At 71.6% G+C, this 14,593-nt stretch carries 9 protein-coding genes and 1 pseudogene; 7 read left to right on the forward strand and 3 right to left on the reverse strand.

What is annotated here, in order from left to right; translation table 11 throughout:
- Nucleotides 1-5 precede the first annotated feature (5 nt).
- From METY_RS13610 to METY_RS13625, 4 genes are all read left to right on the forward strand, one after another.
- On the forward strand, nucleotides 6-920 hold the full coding sequence (locus METY_RS13610; RefSeq protein WP_103121941.1) for a DUF58 domain-containing protein: 915 nt from the start codon (nucleotides 6-8) through the stop codon (nucleotides 918-920).
- On the forward strand, nucleotides 917-3,772 hold the full coding sequence (locus METY_RS13615) for a DUF4159 domain-containing protein (protein WP_103121942.1): 2,856 nt from the start codon (nucleotides 917-919) through the stop codon (nucleotides 3,770-3,772). The genes METY_RS13610 and METY_RS13615 overlap by 4 nt, the downstream gene beginning before the upstream one ends.
- Nucleotides 3,773-3,944: 172 nt before the next feature.
- Nucleotides 3,945-6,020, forward strand: a complete 2,076-nt coding sequence (locus tag METY_RS13620; protein ID WP_103121943.1) for a hypothetical protein — start codon at nucleotides 3,945-3,947, stop codon at nucleotides 6,018-6,020.
- Nucleotides 6,021-6,059: 39 nt separating this feature from the next.
- On the forward strand, nucleotides 6,060-6,764 hold the full coding sequence (locus METY_RS13625) for a MarC family protein (RefSeq protein WP_103121944.1): 705 nt from the start codon (nucleotides 6,060-6,062) through the stop codon (nucleotides 6,762-6,764).
- Nucleotides 6,765-6,773: 9 nt separating this feature from the next.
- On the opposite strand, the gene METY_RS13630 is transcribed toward METY_RS13625, so the two are convergent.
- Entirely contained in the window at nucleotides 6,774-7,727 is a 954-nt protein-coding gene (locus METY_RS13630) for a ring-cleaving dioxygenase (RefSeq protein ID WP_103121945.1), read from the reverse strand.
- Between the two features lie 123 nt (nucleotides 7,728-7,850).
- On the opposite strand from METY_RS13630, the gene cutA reads away from it, so the two are divergent.
- A complete protein-coding gene (cutA, locus tag METY_RS13635; protein ID WP_103121946.1) occupies nucleotides 7,851-8,171 on the forward strand; it encodes a divalent-cation tolerance protein CutA in 321 nt (106 codons plus the stop codon).
- A 152-nt stretch (nucleotides 8,172-8,323) separates the two neighbouring features.
- On the opposite strand, the pseudogene METY_RS13640 reads toward cutA, so the two are convergent.
- Both METY_RS13640 and METY_RS13645 read right to left on the reverse strand, forming a co-directional pair.
- A pseudogene (locus METY_RS13640) lies at nucleotides 8,324-10,570 on the reverse strand (DUF1989 domain-containing protein); the annotation flags it as partial.
- 228 nt (nucleotides 10,571-10,798) lie between these two features.
- A complete protein-coding gene (locus METY_RS13645) occupies nucleotides 10,799-12,163 on the reverse strand; it encodes an NAD(P)-binding domain-containing protein (protein WP_103122044.1) in 1,365 nt (454 codons plus the stop codon).
- 260 nt (nucleotides 12,164-12,423) lie between these two features.
- Here METY_RS13645 and METY_RS13650 point away from each other — a divergent pair, with 260 nt between their 5' ends.
- Nucleotides 12,424-13,515 (forward strand): ATP phosphoribosyltransferase regulatory subunit, encoded by a 1,092-nt coding sequence (locus METY_RS13650; protein WP_103121948.1) that lies wholly within the window; start codon nucleotides 12,424-12,426, stop codon nucleotides 13,513-13,515.
- Between the two features lie 5 nt (nucleotides 13,516-13,520).
- Nucleotides 13,521-14,525 (forward strand): ATP phosphoribosyltransferase, encoded by a 1,005-nt coding sequence (hisG, locus tag METY_RS13655; protein ID WP_103121949.1) that lies wholly within the window; start codon nucleotides 13,521-13,523, stop codon nucleotides 14,523-14,525.
- Nucleotides 14,526-14,593: the final 68 nt, after the last annotated feature.

Consider the following 14,593-nt stretch of genomic DNA (forward strand, 5'->3'; position numbering starts at 1 on the left):
CGCGGATGGCGGTGCGGGCCGGGCTGCTCGATCCCTCCGAGACCCGCGTCGCGGAGCGGCACGAGGAGGCGGCGCTCGGCCTCGCCGGCAGCCTGCCCCGGCTGGTCGTCGCGGCGCGCCGGGCTTCGGCGACCGTCGTCCACGGGCTGCACGGCCGCAGACGCTCGGGCACGGGCGAGAACTTCTGGCAGTTTCGTCGCTTCACCGCAGGCGAGCCCGCCGGCCGCATCGACTGGCGCCGCTCCGCCCGCGACGACAACGTCTATATCCGCGAGCAGGAGTGGGAGGCGGCGCACACCGTCTGGATCTGGATCGACCGCTCCCGCAGCATGGCCTTCCGCTCCAGCCTGTCCGACACCTCCAAGGTCGAGCGCGCCGTCATCCTGGGACTCGCGCTGGCCGACGTTCTCGTGCGCGGAGGGGAGCGCGTCGGTCTGCTCGGGCTGACCCGGCCGACCGCGAGCCGCAACGCGATCGAGAACCTCGCTCAGGCGTTGATCGCCGCCGGCGACGACGACGCCCACCTGCCGCCTGCGGCGGCCCCCATCGCGCGGCTGTCGGAGGCGATCGTGATCGGCGACCTGCTGGCGCCGGAGGAGGAGATCGCGGCGACGGTCGCGAGCCTCGCCGCGCGCGGCGGACGCGGACATCTGGTGGCGGTCGTCGACCCCGTCGAGGAGACCTTCCCCTTTACCGGCCGCACCGAGTTTCTCGATCCGGACGTCGCAGGCCTCAAGCTGGTCGCCGGCCGCGCCGAGGAGTGGCGGCAGGGCTACGCCGAGCGCCTCGCCCGCCACCGCGCCGCGCTCGCAGACATCGCGCGCCGGCACGGCTGGACGCTGCACATTCACCGCACCGACCGGCCGGCGACCGAGCCGCTGCTGGCGCTGCACGCGCGACTCGCGGAGCCGGCCGCATGAGCGCGCTCCCCCTCGCCTTTCTCAGCCCCTGGCTGCTCGTCGGCCTCATCGCCCTGCCGGCGTTGTGGCTGCTGCTGCGCCTGACCCCGCCGCGTCCGCAGACGGTCGCTTTCCCCCCGATGCGCCTGCTGCTCGACGTGGTGGCCAAGCGCGAGACGCCGTCGCGCACGCCGTGGTGGCTGCTGCTGCTGCGTCTCGGACTCGCGGCGCTCATCATTTTCGCGCTCGCGCGCCCGATCTGGAACCCGCAGGCGGCCGCGACGGCGGGGTCAGGTCCGCTGCTCGTCGTGATCGACAACGGCTGGGGGGCGGCGCCCGAATGGGACGCTCGCGTCGATGCGGCGAGCGCGGCGATCGCGGCGGCCGGCGACGACGGCCGCGCCGTGGCGCTGGTGGCGACAGCCGACGGCGCCCGCCGCGAGATCGGCCTCGAGACCGCCGACGAGGCCGCGAAGCGCCTTAGGGTCCTCGCGCCGGAGCCGTTCTCGCCGGACCGCGCGCTGCTGCTGCCCGCGCTCAGCGACTGGCTGAAGGCCAACCCCTCCGCCGACGCGCTTTGGATTTCGGACGGGCTCGCCGGCGGAAACGCCCGCGCCTTCGCGGACGGTCTCACGGCGGCGCTTCGTTCACGCTCGCTTGCGATCCGGATCGATCCCGCTCGCTCCGCCCGGGGCCTCGCCGCCGCCGACAATGCGCCCGGCGGCCTGACCGTGAAGGCGCTCCGCGCCGAGGCCTCAGGTCCCGAAACCGTGCGGGTGCGCGCCAGCGACCTGCGCGGCCGCTCGCTCGGCGAGACCGACGCGGCGTTCGGCGTCGGGGCCCGCGAGGCGACGGCGACCTTCGAGATGCCGGTCGAGCTCCGCAACGACATCGCCCGGCTTGAGATCGTGGGCGCCAAGACGGCCGGCGCCGTGCAACTGCTCGACCAGCGCTCCCGCCGCCGCACCGTCGGCGTCGTCACTGGCGCGACCTCCGACACCGCGCAGCCGCTGCTGTCGCCGACCTATTACGTCACGCAGGCGCTCAAGCCGTTCGCGGACGTACGCGAGGCGCGCGGCCAAGGCGCAAGCACCGCGGTGGAAAGCTTCGTGGAGCAGAAACTGCCCGTGATCATGCTCGCAGACGTCGGCGCCCTAACTGAAGACGCGCGCGCCCGCCTTGGCGCCTGGGTGCGGGACGGCGGCGTGCTGGTGCGCTTCGCAGGGCCTCGCCTCGCCGGCGCCGCCGACGACGGGCTGAGCCCGGTGCGTCTGCGACAGGGCGGGCGCACGCTCGGCGGCGCGCTGGCCTGGGAGACGCCGCAGGCGCTTGCGAGCTTCGCCGGCTCCGGGCCCTTCGCGCCGCTCGCCGTTCCCGGCGACGTCACCGTCACGCGGCAGGTCCTTGCGGAGCCCGACGCCGATCTGCCCGACCGGGTGTGGGCGACCCTCGCCGACGGCACGCCGCTGGTCACCGGCGCACGCGAGGCCAAGGGGATGAGCGTCCTGTTCCACGTCACCGCCGACACCCGCTGGTCGAACCTGCCGCTGTCCGGCGCCTTCGTCGACATGCTCCGACGCATCGTCGACCTCGCCGGATCCGGTCCCGCGCCGAGGGACGCCGCGCCGGGCACACAAGGCGCGGCCGCCGCGCAGCCCCAAGGCGAGCCCGCGCAGGCCGCTGCGCCGCGCGCGACGCTGCCGCCGACCCGCACGCTCGACGGCTTCGGCGCCTTCCGCAGCCCGCCGGCGACAGCGAAGCCGGCGCCCGCCGACGGCCGCCCGGCGGCGACCCCTGACAACCCGCCCGGCTTCTATGGACCAGTCGACGCCGGGATCGCGGTCAACGCGCTGAGCCCCGACGCCTCGCTGGCGCGGATCGACCTCACGGGCCTCGACGCGGCGGTGTCCGACGTGGTGGCCGTCGAGCCCACGCCGATCGCGCCTTGGCTGTTCACCCTCGCCGCGCTGTTCGCCATCCTCGACAGCCTCGTCGTGTTCCTGCTCGGCGGCGGCATGGCGCTGCTCGCCCGTCGCGGGCCGAAGGCCGCCGCGCTCGGGCTGGCCGCCGTAGGGCTGGCGCTCGTCGCTCATCCCGCGCCCGGCTTCGCGCAGGCGCAGCCGCCGAAGGCCGCCTACGACGAGCGCTTCGCGCTGGAGGCGACGCTCGCGACCCGCCTCGCCTACGTTTCGACCGGCGATTTCGAGACGGACCGCATCGCCAAGGCGGGCCTGGAGGGGCTTACCCAGCAGATCGCCCTGCGCACGGCGCTCGAGCCCGGCGCCCCGATGGCGATCGACCCCGCGAAGGACGAGCTCGCCTTCTTCCCGCTGCTCTACTGGCCGGTCATCGAAGGCGCGCCCACGCCTTCCGCCGCCGCTCTCGCCCGCATCGACGCCTACATGAAACAGGGCGGCTCGATCCTGTTCGACACGCGCGACGCCCTGACCGGCGGACGTGGCCCTGAAGGCGAGAGTCTGAAACGCATCCTGGCGGGTCTCGACGTGCCCGCGCTCGAGCCCGTGCCGCGCGACCACGTGCTGACGAAGGCCTTCTACCTGCTGGACGAATTTCCCGGGCGTTACGCAGGGAGTCCGCTCTGGGTGGAGACCATTCCAGCCGCCGACGAGGGCGAGGAGCGCCCGGCGCGCGCCGGCGACGGGGTCTCGCCCATCCTGATCACAGGCGCGGATCTCGCAGGCGCCTGGGCGGTCGGCTCCGACGGGCTGCCCCTGTTTCCCACCTCCAGCGACGAGCGCCAGCGCGAGATGGCGACCCGCGTCGGCATCAACATCGTGATGTACACGCTGACCGGGAACTACAAGGCGGACCAGGTGCACGTGCCGGCGCTGCTCGAAAGGCTGGGGCAGTGAGGCGGCGCGGTCATCCCTCCCCTGGGACAGGGGAGGATGGACGGCCGCAGGCCGGCCGGGTGGGGTGCGTCGACCGCCTGAGCTCCACGCCCGAGACGCCACCCGACCTCGACCTACCGGCCGAGGCCACCCTCCCCACGCCTGACGGCGCGAGGAGGGAGAAGGAAGACGCATGAACCTCGACGTCGCCTTCGCGCCGCTGCTGCCCCTCCCCGCGCTGATCGCTTTGGCGATCGCGGGCGCGGTCGTGGCGCTGCTGTGCGTGGTCGGGCGCACGCGAGGCGCCTGGCTGCGCGCCGGCGCCATCGCCTGCCTGCTGCTCGCGCTCGCGAACCCCACCTTCACCCGCGAGGATCGCGAGACCCTGACCAACATCCTGCCCGTGGTGGTCGACCGCTCGGGCAGCCAGACGCTGGACGGCCGGAAGGAACAGACCGACGCCGTGCGGCAGGCGGTCGAGGAGCGGCTGCGCGGGCTGCCGAACACCGAGGTTCGCTGGATCGAGGCGGGCCAGGACGGCACGGCCTCGGACGGCACCGAGCTGTTCTCGGCGCTGCGCAACGCGCTCGCCGACGTGCCGCCGGAACGTGTGGCCGGCGCGCTGTTCGTGACGGACGGGGTCGTCCACGACGTGCCGGCGGACGCGCGCGATCTCGGATTCGCGGCGCCGCTCCACGGGCTGATCACCGGGCGGCCGGACGAGCGCGACCGCCGGGTGGCGCTGACGCTGTCGCCCCGCTTCGGCATCGTCGGCCAGACGCAGAAGGTGGGCTTCCGGATCGACGAGGTTGGTCAGGGGCTAGGCCGCCCCGTGCCGGTGGTGGTGCGCCGCGACGGCGAGGAGATCGCAAGACTTGACGCGCTGCCGGGGCAGGTCACGACCTTTGACGCCCCCATTTCGCATGCGGGCGTGAACTTCATCGAGATCGAGGCGGAGCAGGTCCCGCAGGAGATCACCACAGTCAACAACCGGGCGGTGCTGCCGATCGACGGCGTGCGCGAAAAGCTCCGGGTGCTGCTGGTCTCCGGCGAGCCGCACGCCGGCGAGCGCACCTGGCGCAACCTGCTGAAGGCCGACGCCAGCGTGGATCTCGTGCACTTCACCATCCTGCGCCCGCCGGACAAGCAGGATGGGACCCCGATCAACGAGCTGTCGCTGATCGCCTTCCCCACGCGCGAGCTGTTCGCTCAGAAGATCGACGAGTTCGACCTCATCATCTTCGACCGCTACGCGCGCCAGGGCATCCTGCCGATCATCTACTTCGACAACATCGCCCGCTACGTGCGCGACGGCGGCGCCGTGCTGGTGGCCTCCGGCCCGGACTACGCCGAGCCCGGCTCGCTGTTCGAGACGCCCCTCGCCCAGGTGCTTCCCGCCGAGCCGATGGGCGGCGTGGTGGAGCGCGCCTTTCGGGCCCAGCTCTCCGACGTCGGCCGCAAGCACCCCGTCACCCGCGGGCTGCCGGGATCCGAGACCAACCCGCCGACCTGGGCGCCATGGTTCCGGATGGTCGACAGCCGGTTGCGCGAGGGCGAAGCGGTGCTGAACGGCCCTGACGACCGGCCTCTGCTGGTCCTCGCCCGCGAGAACCAGGGCCGCGTCGCGCTGCTGCTCTCCGACCACGCCTGGCTCTGGGCCCGGGGCTTCGATGGCGGCGGCCCCCATGTGGACCTTCTGCGGCGGCTGTCGCACTGGCTGATGAAGGAGCCGGACCTCGACGAGGAGGCTCTGCGGTCGCGCGCGACCGGAAAGACCGTCACCTTCGAGCGACAGACGCTGAAAGACGAGGTCCAGCCAGTGACCGTCACGCTGCCCGGCGGCGCCACGCGCGAGGTCACGCTGACCGAGGCGGAGCCCGGCCTGTGGCGGGGCGTGCTGGAGACGCCGGAGCTCGGCCTGCACCGCGCGACGGACGGGACCTTCACCACCCTGGTCAACGTCGGCCCGCCGAATCCGCGGGAGTTCACTGAGGTCGCGAGCAGCGCGAAGCGCCTTGAAGCCGTCGCCGGCGCGACCGGCGGCTCCGTCCGGCGGGTGGTGCCGGATCCGGGCGCTGACATCGAGGTCCCGCGCATCGTGCCGGTGGCCGCCGGGGCGCGGGCGTCGGGCTCCGACTGGATCGGCGTCCGCCAGGGCGACGTGTCGGTCGTGCGCGGCATCGGCATCCTGCCGGTCTTCGCGGGAGTGCTCGGGCTGCTGCTGCTGATCGGCGCCTTCGCGGCGACCTGGGCGCGCGAGAGCCGGTGAGCCGCCCGCGCCCGTTCCGCCCGACCTGAGCCGCCCGCGATGTCGTGGGGGCTCGATCTCGTCCAGCACTTCCTGCTCGCCTTTTCGGCGCTGTTCTCGATCGTGAACCCGATGGGCGGGGCGCTGATCTTCAGCCAGGTCACGTCGAACCGCACGCATCTGGAGCGGGTCGCGCTCGCCGGCCGCATCGGCGTCTACGCCGCCATGATCATGTTCGGCGCGCTGTGGATCGGCGTCTATGTGCTGAACTTCTTCGGCGTCACCATCGAAGCCCTGCGCATCGCCGGCGGCCTCGTGGTGGCCGCCGCGGCCTGGCAGATGCTGAACGCGCCGGAGCATCGCGAGGCGCGCAAGCAGAGCCAAGCCGACGAGGCGATGGAGGGCGCGCCCGCCGACACCGCCTTCTTCCCGCTCACCATGCCTCTCACCACCGGCCCCGGGACCATCTCAGTCGCGATCGCGCTGGGCGCGAACCGCCCGGCCGAGGGCGCGGCCTTCGTCACCTTCGCGGTCGGCGCCTCGGCGGGCGCGCTCGCGGTGGCGGGCTCCGTCTGGCTCGCCTACCGCTGGGCAGACGGCGTCGTCAGCCTCCTCGGCCCCGCCCGGGTGCAGATCGTCGCCCGGCTCGCCGCTTTCCTGCTGCTCTGCGTCGGGGTGCAGATCACGCTCAACGGCGCGATGGAGGCGCTGAAGCAGGTGCGGGCGGAGGAGGCTGCGGCGGTCGTCGCGCCGACCCGGCGATGAGGGCCCGCCTCACAGCGGCTTGAGGCCCGCCTCGATCTCGGCCCGCCGCGGCTCGAGGAACGGCGGCAGCGCCAGCCGCTCGCCCAGCGTCTCCGCCGGCTCGTCGACCGCGAAGCCCGGACCGTCGGTCGCGATCTCGAACAGCACGCCGCCGGGCTCGCGGAAGTAGAGCGAGCGGAAGTAGTAGCGCTCGACCTCGCCGCTGGAGCGCAGGCCCGCCTCCGTCACCCGCTCGGTCCAGGCGGCGAGGCCCGCGCGGTCCGGCGTGCGGAAGGCCACGTGGTGGGCGCCGCCGGCGCCCTGCCCCGCGAAGCCGAGGCCCGGCTGCACGGCGACGTGCAGCTCCGTCTCGGGGCCGGCGCCCTCGCCCATCGCGAAGACATGGACGCGCCCGACGCCGTCGGGATCGGCGTGCTCGGCGACATGGCGCATGTTCATCACCTCGGTCAGCACCCGCGCGGTGCGCTCGAGCGTCGGCGCGCTGATGGTGATCGGCCCAAGCCCGCGGATCTGCCGCTCGGCCGGCACGGAGCTCGCCTCCCACGGGTGCGCTTCGCCGGCCCCGCCGTCCGCCACCAGCCGCAGCCGCTGGCCCTCCCCGTCCTCGACGTCCAGCGACGGCCGGCCCGCCCGTTCGGCGATGTCCGAGACCATGACGCCGCGGGCCGCTAGCCGCTCCCGCCACCAGGCCAGGGCCGTCTCGTCAGCGACGCGCAGGCCGGTGCGGACGATGCTGTTCGAGCCCCGGCGCTCGCGGGGCGCGGGCCAGTCGAAGAACGTCAGGTCCGTGCCCGGCGTGGCCTGTCCGTCGGCGTAGAACAGATGGTAGGCCGAGACGTCGTCCTGGTTCACGGTCTTCTTGACCAGACGCAGGCCCATGGTCTCGACGTAGAAGCGACGGTTCGCGGCGGCGTCCGCCGTGATTGCGGTCAGATGATGGACGCCGGTGAGAGCGAGCGACATGGAAGCGACCTCCTGATTGACGGGGCGTGGCCCTCCATATCGGCGTGCGTTCCCGCAAGTTAAGAGCCGGCGGCATGCGTAGGCGCCCGTCGCTTACGCCGCCAGCGCAACCAGGAGCAAGCCATGACCGAATTCGTGATCGTGACGACGACGGTGGCCGACGCCGGCGCTGCCGAGGCCATCGCTCGGACGGCCGTGGAGCGTCGGCTTGCGGCCTGCGCCGGGATCGTGGCGCGGCGGAGCGTCTACCGCTGGAAGGGAGCGTTGGAAATGGCAGACGAGCTCGCGGTGGAGCTGAAGACCCTCGCCTCGGTCGCGCCGGCCCTGGAGGCGGCGATCCGTGAGCTGCACCCTTACGAACTGCCGGAGGTCGTGGTCACGCCGATCGTCGGAGGCTCGGAGGCCTATCTGGCGTGGGTGCGGGAGGGTGTCGACGTGGGGTGACGACCTCTGCCAGCCCGTCATCCCACGCGTGCGTGCGGGGCGTGACGGGCTGGTAGGTCAGGCGCCCTGGACTCTCACACCCGCTCGGCCGCTCCGCGGGGATCGAACGACACCGCCGGATCGATTGCGGGCGCGGTCTTGGGCTCGGCCTCGGCGCGCACCCGCGACTTCGTCGGGTCGTAGTGCGGGAAGGCGACCACCGTCGCCGGGATGCGCTTCTGCTGGCCGTCGAGCTTGCCGATCTCGACCGCCGTGCCAAGGTCGGCGTAGGTCACGTCGAGGCGGGCGAGCGCGATGGTCTTGCCGAGGATCGGCGAGCGGGTGGCGCTGGTGATTACGCCGATCTGGGCGCGGCCCACATGGACGCAGTCGCCGTGACCGATGTGCTCCGCGCCGGTGACGTCGAGGCCCACGAGCTTCTTCGACGGCGTCTCGCGGCGGCGCTTGAGCGCCTCCGCGCCGACGTAAGGGTCGGTCTTCTCCTTCGGGACGGCGAAGCCGATGCCGGCTTCGAACGGGTCGGTCTGGTCGCAGAACTCATAGCCTGCGAAGGCGAGCCCCGCCTCAATGCGCAGCATGTCGAGCGCCTTGAGGCCGAGCGGCTTCAGTCCACGCGGCTCGCCCGCCGCCATGATGGCGTCCCACACCTCCGGGGCCTTGTCCGGATGGCAGAACACCTCGTAGCCGAGTTCGCCGGTGTAGCCGGTGCGGGAGACCACGACCGGGATGCCGGAAATCTTGCCGACGGTGAAGCGGAACCACTTCAGCTCGGTCACGGTCGGCTGGTGCGCCGGCGTGACGACAAGGGTCTCGAGGATCTCGCGGGAGAGCGGGCCTTGGACGCCGACGTTGTGAAGCTGGTCGGTGGAGGTCTTCACCCAGGCCTTGAGGCCGTGCTTGGCCGCAAGCTCCCGCAGATGCACCCCGCAGTAGTCCTCGCCGCAAATCCAGCGGAAGTTGTCTTGGCCGAGACGGAACACCGTGCCGTCGTCGATCATGCCGCCGTGGTCGTAGCACATGGCGGTGTAGACGACCTGGCCCACCGCGAGCTTCTTCATGTTGCGGGTGACGGCGAGCTGCATCAGGGCTTCGGCGTCGGGGCCCAGCACCTCGAACTTCCGCAGCGGCGAAAGGTCCATGATCGCAGCGCGCTCACGGCAGGCCCAGTATTCGGCGATCGGCCCTTCGTCCGAGTAGCAGTCCGCCAGCCAGAAGCCGCGGTACTCCACGAACTTGCGGGTCAGCGCAGAGGTGCGCGGGTGGAACCCGCTTTCGCGCGTCAGGCGCGGCTCGGCGTCGGGCGTCATGCGGTGAGCGATGCCTTTGGAGAAGTTTTCGGCGGCGTCGTAGACGCGCACGTGGATGTCGGTGGGCTCCCAGGCGTTGGCGACGTCGATGTCGTCCGCGCAGGAGGAGGAGGAGCAGACGAGGTCCGTCAGAGCGCGCAGCAGCACGTAGTCGCCGGGCCGCGACCACGGCTCGTCCATCCCGATGCTGTCGTCGGCGCCCACGAAGGTGTTGTAAAAGAAGTTGATCGCGGGCCAGCCCGCGCGCGGCTCGATGCCGTAGGGCTTCAGCACGCGGTTGAAATTGTCGGTGCAGTTGTCGTGGCCGGGATAGCCCATGTCCTCGTAGTACTTGGCCGAGCACGCCAGCAGGAAGGCGTCGTGCCGGCCGACCGTGTCGCGCACGATCTCAACCAGCGGGGTCATGCGCGCGTCGAAATACTTCGAGTGCAGGCCGGGGCCGGGATTGGCGGTGCCCATCAGCGTGCGGGTGACGGTCGGATCGAACCCGAACTCCTTGCCGCGCTCCAGCGCTGCGGCGTCGAAGGCGAGGAAGTCGGAGCACTGCTTGCCGTCGACGTCGATGATCTGGATGTAGTCGCCGGCCTTAACGCGGTAGGCTTCGGCGGTTGCGGCCCTCACGCGCAGATCGAGCTTCGGCTCGGCCAGCGGCGGCGGCGCCACCCCGCGGTTCGGAGCGTTGGTTGCGATTTCGAGCTTGAGGTCGGTGGGCGGCGTCTGCTCGTGGGGCGCCATGGCGCCCCCCGCCGGGATCAGCGCCACGACGGAATCCGCCGAAGCTTGGAAGGCTGCGACGGCGCCGGGCGCCGTGTCCGTCGACAGCAGGCGGAAGCCGGCGAAGCGCGAGACGTCGACGCCGCGGGCGGCGAGCGCGGCCTTGGCGGCGGCCGCCGCCTCCGCGTCGTCGTCGGACACCTCGGCGAAATCGCCCGAAAGCGCGCCCTCGCTCGCGAAGATCAGGCCGGGCTGGCGCCCCTCCGGATCCACCACGCGGCAGCGGTCGCCGGCCGCGAGGTCGAACACCAGCGCCTCTCCGCCACGGGCGACGAGCGTGGTGAGGTGGAGCGGCGCGGAGTCGGTCATGGCGTCCATGGATACTTCTCCTCGGCCGCGGCGAAGCTGCGGCCCTGAAACGAGACGTCATGGTCCGGTTAGACCGGACCATCCATTTCAAGCGTCGGGACCGACGCCGAAGATGGGACTTCGGTCTAACCGGAAGACGACGGCTGAGGGCGACCCTTTCGGCTGCGGGCGCCCCTTAGCTGCGGATCATCCCGGCCTGAAGCTCAGGCTACGCCGGCATGACGTCATGTCGCTCGGCTACTCCGCCGCCTGCTGCTTCGGCTGGTTGAGGAACGCCTCAAGCGAGTCGTCCATCGCTTTCATCCACGTGGTGTGGTGCACCGGGGCGAGGTTGCCGGTGATGACCGAGGGGTAGGCGCGGTCGCGGTAGGTGAGGATGCCCTCGACCTTGTGGTGCTCCCACTCCTTGAACAGCTTCGCCACCGTGTCGACGTCGAGATGCGGGTAGTCGGTCGGCTCGAGCAGCTCGCGGACGTAGTCGGTCTGGAAGTCGATCATCTGCTCGGCGTTTTCGAGCGTGCCGAGCCGCGCCACCCAGGCTTCGCTGTCGGCGTGCATCGCGTCGTAGTCCGGCAGCGCGATGCGGCCGAGCACGACGTCGCGGGCGTACCAAGCCTGCGCGTCGAACATGTTGAAGGTGTAGAACTGGTCTTGCGCGCCGACGTGCATCAGCTTCGGGTTCTTCTCCCAGAAGATGCCCTTGTAGAGGTTCGCCGGGTACAGGCTGGTCCGCGTTTCCAGCCGGAGATCGTCCGGCAGGAAGGGATAGTGGTTGAGGTAGCCGGTGCAGAAGATGATCGCGTCGACATCTTCCGCGGTCGAGCCGTCCTTGAAGTGGCAGGTCTTGCCGACGACCTTGGTCAGCAGCGGCTTCTCCGAGAAGCTCGCGGGCCAATCGAAGCCCATCGGGCGGGTGCGGTAGCTGAAGGTGATCTGCTTCGCGCCGTACTTGTGGCACTGGGTCGCGATGTCTTCGGCGGAGTAGCTCGAGCCGATCAGCAGCACGTGCTTGCCGGCGAATTCGTCGGCGCAGCGGAAGTCATGCGCGTGCAGCACGCGGCCGAGGAACTTCTCGACGCCTTCGAAGCTCGGCACGTTCGGCGTGGAGAAGTGGCCGTTGCAGACAAAGACGTAGTCGAACTCCTCCGACACGCGCTTCTTGGCGACGAGATCGGAGACCGTGACGGTGAACTTCTGGGTCGCCTCGTCCCACTCAACGTCGCGCACCGCGTGGTTGAACTTGCAGTATTTGCGGACGCCGCTGCGCTCGACGCGGCCGGCGATGTAGTCGTGAAGCACCGCGCGCGGCGGATAGGACGGGATGGGCCGGCCGAAGTGCTCTTCGAAGGAGTAGTCCGCGAACTCCAGACACTCCTTGGGGCCGTTCGACCACAGGTAGCGGTACATGGAGCCGTGAACCGGCTCGCCGAACTCGTCGAGCCCGGTGCGCCACGTGTAGTTCCAGAGGCCGCCCCAGTTGGACTGCTTCTCGTAGCAGACCATCTCGGGGACCTCGACGCCCGCGGCCTTTGCGGACTCGAAGGCGCGGAGCACGGCGAGCCCGCTGGGCCCGGCTCCGATGACGGCGACACGCTTGGGCAATGACCCCTCCTCGAACTCGTTCATAAGCGTCGTTCGCGGCCGGTCACGTCGCGCGCGCCGGCTTGTTCCCCTGCAATTCGACGGCCGAGACGATCCTTCATGTTTTCGTGAGTGTCAACGTTTTTGCTTTTGAGGAATTAGTGCGCGCCAAAGCCTCAAACCGGCGAGAGCCTTTGGGCCGCCGAAAAAGGTCGCCTTCGAGAGCCGCCCCTGCTAGAGGCGCGGGCGACCCCGCAACCTGCCCGCCGACGCCAGACCCGATGTCCCCGCTCGCGCCCCTTCCGCCCACCTTGCTCGACCGCTTCGAAGCCGCCGGCTTCGCGCGCGCCGAACCCCGGATCCTGCAGCCGGCGGAGCCGTTCCTCCATGTCATGGGCGAGGAGCTGCGCACCCGCATGTTCCTCACCGCCGACGCGGACGGGCGCGACCTCTGCCTTCGGCCGGACTTTACCATTCCCGTCGCGCTTCAGCACATCGCCGGCGGCGACCCCGGCCGCGCGCAGTCCTATTTCTACGCCGGCCCGATCTTCCGCCAGACGCGCTCGGGGCCGAGCGAGATCGCCCAGGCCGGCGTCGAAAGCTTCGGCCGGCCGGACGGCCTCGCCGCCGAGACCGAGATCCTTGCGCTGGCGCTCGAGGCCGCCGCGGCGCTTGGCGCGCCCGAGCCGTCGATCCAGCTCGGCGACCTCGCCCTGCTCGACGCCGCTGTCGAGGCGCTCGAAGCCCCGTCCGCGCTGCGCCGCCGCCTGAAGCGCGAGATCGCCTATGGCGAGACGCTGGACGCTCTCAACGCGCCGCCGCCGGCCCGCGCGGCGCACGCGGGCCTCTTCGGCGCGCTCGACGCCGCCGGCCCCGACGCCGCCCGGGCCGTGGTGGAGGACCTGCTTTCGCTCGCCGGCATCGCGACTGTCGGCGGACGCACGCCGGGCGAGATCGCCGAGCGCTTCATCGAGCAGAACGCAGCCCGTTCCGCCGCGCGCCTGCCGGCCGTCCAGCGCAAGGCCCTGCAGGATTTCCTCGCGGTGGACGACCTCGCCCGCGCGGCGGAGGCGCGGCTCGGCGCGCTCGCCCGCGAGGGCCTCGCAATCGGGCCCGCCGTCGAGGCGCTCGGCCGGCGGCTCGACGCCTTCGCGGACGCGGGGTTGCCGGTCGACCGCATGCGGTTCTCGACCCGCTTCGGCCGCAGGCTGGACTACTACACGGGCCTCGTGTTCGAGCTCGGCCGCCCCGGCGCCCCGGGGCCGCTTGCGGGCGGCGGTCGTTACGACGGCCTCTTGACCGCGCTCGGCGCCACGCGTCCAGCGCCCGGCGTCGGCTTCGCCCTGTGGCTCGACCGCTTCCCCGGAGCCTGACGCCCATGTCCGGACCGCTGATCCTCGCCGTTCCCTCGAAGGGCCGCCTGCAGGAGAACGCGCACGCCTTCTTCGCGCGCGCCGGCCTCAACTTCGTGCAGCCCGGCGGCGCGCGCGACTATCGCGGCGCGATCGCGGACGTACCGAACGTGGAGATCGCCTATCTCTCCGCCTCCGACATCGCCGGCCAGCTCGCGAGCGGCGCCGTCCATCTCGGCGTCACGGGCGAGGACCTCGTCCGCGAGGAGATCCCGGACGCGGCGGCGCGGGTGAAGCTGCTGCAGCCGCTTGGCTTCGGCTACGCCAACGTGGTGGTGGCCGTGCCCAAGGCCTGGATCGACGTCTCGACCATGGCCGACCTCGACGATGTCGCAGCGGACATGCAGCGCCGCCATGGCCGGCGGCTGCGGGTCGCGACCAAGTACGTCAACCTGGTGCGCAACTTCTTCGCCTGGACGGAGCCCGGCGACCGCCGGGGGGCGCGCACCAGCGTCTCGAACTATCGGATCGTGGAGAGTCTGGGCGCGACTGAGGGGGCGCCGGCCGCAGGCGTGGCCGACATCGTGGTCGACATCACCACCACCGGCGCCACGTTGGAAGCCAACGCGCTCAAGGTGCTTGAAGACGGCGTCATGCTGCGGAGCCAGGCGCAGCTCGTCGCGAGTCTCGGCGCGGACTGGAACGACGGCGCCCGCGCCGCGGTGCGAACCATCCTCACGCGGATCGCAGCGGAGGTCCGCGCGCGCGAGGTCCGCGAGATCCGATGCCGCTTCGATGAGGGCGTGGGCAGGACGCTGGTCGATCTCGCCGCGCGCTACGACGCGCGCGCGCCGTTCGGGCCGCCTCCGCCTGGAACGCCACTTGTGCTGCATGCCCCGAAGAAGGCCGTGTTCGCCCTGGTCGAAGCGCTCGCCGCGGCGGGCGCCGGCACGATCACCGTCGCGACGCTGGAGGACGTGTTCGAACCCAATCCGCGACTGGTCACGGACCTGTTCGGCGCGCTGGGCTGAAAATAGAAAGGGCGGAACCGCTTCGGGGGTAGCGGTTCCGCCCTCAAAAGGCCTGCCGGTCGGGGGAG

Source organism: Methylopila sp. Yamaguchi, from assembly GCF_002897035.1.
In the GTDB taxonomy this organism is placed as follows: domain Bacteria; phylum Pseudomonadota; class Alphaproteobacteria; order Rhizobiales; family Methylopilaceae; genus Methylopila.